Source organism: Blautia sp. DFI.3.45 (assembly GCF_020593505.1).
GTDB classification, from domain to species: Bacteria; Bacillota; Clostridia; order Lachnospirales; family Lachnospiraceae; genus Blautia_A; species Blautia_A wexlerae.
In genome coordinates this window covers 1-2,094 of record NZ_JAJDMI010000108.1, presented here as the reverse complement: position 1 = coordinate 2,094, position 2,094 = coordinate 1, and the positions used below count along the sequence as shown (strand labels likewise).

Below are 2,094 nucleotides of genomic sequence, written 5' to 3'. Positions count from 1 at the left end.
TCCCATCTTCGACAGTTAAATAAAAATAAAGTGGCAGAATCCCTTGATTTTACTGGGGTTATGCCACTTTTTATGTTTAAAAGAATGTTGTATGGAAACACTACTTTAAAATTTTTTTGATTTTTTTATTTAATTCTTTTGGCTGGTAATATTTTTTGTCTAATCCAAGGCCGGTAACTGCATTTAGTGAAGTACAGATTTCTGAACTGGTGTAGGCTGACATATAGCACATGTCTTCAATATTAACAACATTCATACTGTTCAGCGTTTTAATGATGCTGTCTACAGTGAAATGTGTGCCATATAGATCGAGTTTCTTTTCCATCAGCCGATAGATCAGTAATGCAGTATAACAGATCATGAAATGGGCAATGATGCGCTCACGTTTCTGATGAAAAACCGGACGTGCTGAAAAATTTGTCTTCATTACCCTGAAGCAGTCTTCAATCTTATATCTGTTTGCGCTGACTTCTAATATATCTTTTGCAGGATCATCAAGATTTGTAGCAACAGCGTAAAAACCATCGTACTTTTCTTCTGCTTCGATCGCAGCCAGATCAAGCGCATATTTATCAGTTACTGTTTCTCCGGACTTTGTAGAAGAAGTACGCTTGATAAAACGTGTTACATCATGAGGACCTTTTTTGTAAGTCTCGGGATCTAAATTTTTCAAAAGTTTTTTTGCCCGTTCAATCTGGCGGCTGCGTATATAACGCTGGTACTCCATCATTTTTCTCGAAAAGGAAACGATGATCTTTTGTGGAACGACTGCTTTTGATCTTATCCGTCTGACTGAACCGTTCTTACAGATTTTTTCTTCATATAATCCCAGGTCAAAAGCCTTATCCGCAGGAATGATCTTGTAGATCCGGTCATTGTATAGATCTTTATTTCCAGGCATGTATTTATCGAACGTTTTCATATCCTGGATGGTTGCCGGTTCATCTGTTGAAAGCAGTCTGTATCCCGTATCGTTGAATACAGCCTGCTGTAAGATAGCAGAAAGCTTTTTTATGGATTGCGTAACGATAAAAGCCCTGCCTCCCATGGCATTGAAATTTCTGATATTCAAAGAGCCAAGCCCGGCATCGGCACAGTAAATAAATTTTTTGCCATCCAGCATTTTTGTAAGCTGTTTTTCCAGTGGAACAGCAGTTGTCTGTTCATTATCAGAACCAGAAGTAATGCACATGGAAAGAGGAATCCCATCTTTATCCATGAACAATCCCATTTCGACGATCGGATTGGGACGATGCTCTTTACTTGGTCCGTATTTCCGCAGTCCCTTTATGGTCTCGCCGGTTATTTCATCTACATAATCTTCATCATCCGATTCGATTTCAAAGTAGTAGTTTGAGCAGTCATAAAAACATACAGAAGTATCTCTTTTTACGATCTTGCAGCTGGCATGATAGAGATGGGAGATATATTCCTCATAATGTTCCTGCAGGATATCCATTGTACGGAGGATATGGACATAGCCAAACTCAGGCTGTTCATAGTAACTGCTGAGATTCTGGTATGTTCCAAGTTTCGAATCCGGATGAAGGATTCTGGAACAAGTCAGGAATCGGTTGACCAGGTTTGGATCGAATTCATTTTTCATATCAGCAGTAGCCGACTGGAAGAAAGAACCGATTTCCAGTTCATGGTAGAACTGCTGAAGGAAAAAATACCCGATATTAAACAGGGTGCTGTTTGAACTTATGGCATTTGTAGCCTTGATCTTTTCGGCAAAATCAACTTTGATTTCTAAAGATACTTTGTTTTCTTTTTTATACTCCTCGTTATATTTTCTGACCTGTTCTTTTGCATAAGCAAGAGGGTCATCAGTAATTTTTAGAAGTTCAGAATGCTTTCCGATACGGGCTACATTTTTTGTAGTTGTTTTCTTTCCATTACGGATTCCCATTTGGATAAAGTAGGTGGGATCCTTGGATTTACGGTCATAATTGAGTTTCATACCTCATTATATCACATATAAAGATAAAATACAACTCCGTACAACATAAAAATAAATAAAATTTGACATAAAAAAGCCCGCATTTCTGCGGTTTATAGTAATTTTTATTTCTCGCAAGTGTCGAAGCCCCG

The 2,094-nt window shown here is 38.1% G+C and carries 1 protein-coding gene; it reads right to left on the bottom strand.

The features are described 5' to 3' along the window. Positions 1-100: 100 nt before the first annotated feature. Positions 101-1,963 carry an IS1634 family transposase gene (locus LJE09_RS17035; RefSeq protein ID WP_173681194.1) on the bottom strand — a complete coding sequence of 621 codons (1,863 nt, stop codon included), beginning with the start codon at positions 1,961-1,963 and terminating at the stop codon, positions 101-103. Positions 1,964-2,094: the final 131 nt, after the last annotated feature.

Coding starts and splice junctions, on each gene's coding strand:
- LJE09_RS17035 (WP_173681194.1), bottom strand. CDS start 1,963: ATGAAACTCAATTATGACCGTAAATCCAAGGATCCCACCTACTTTATC.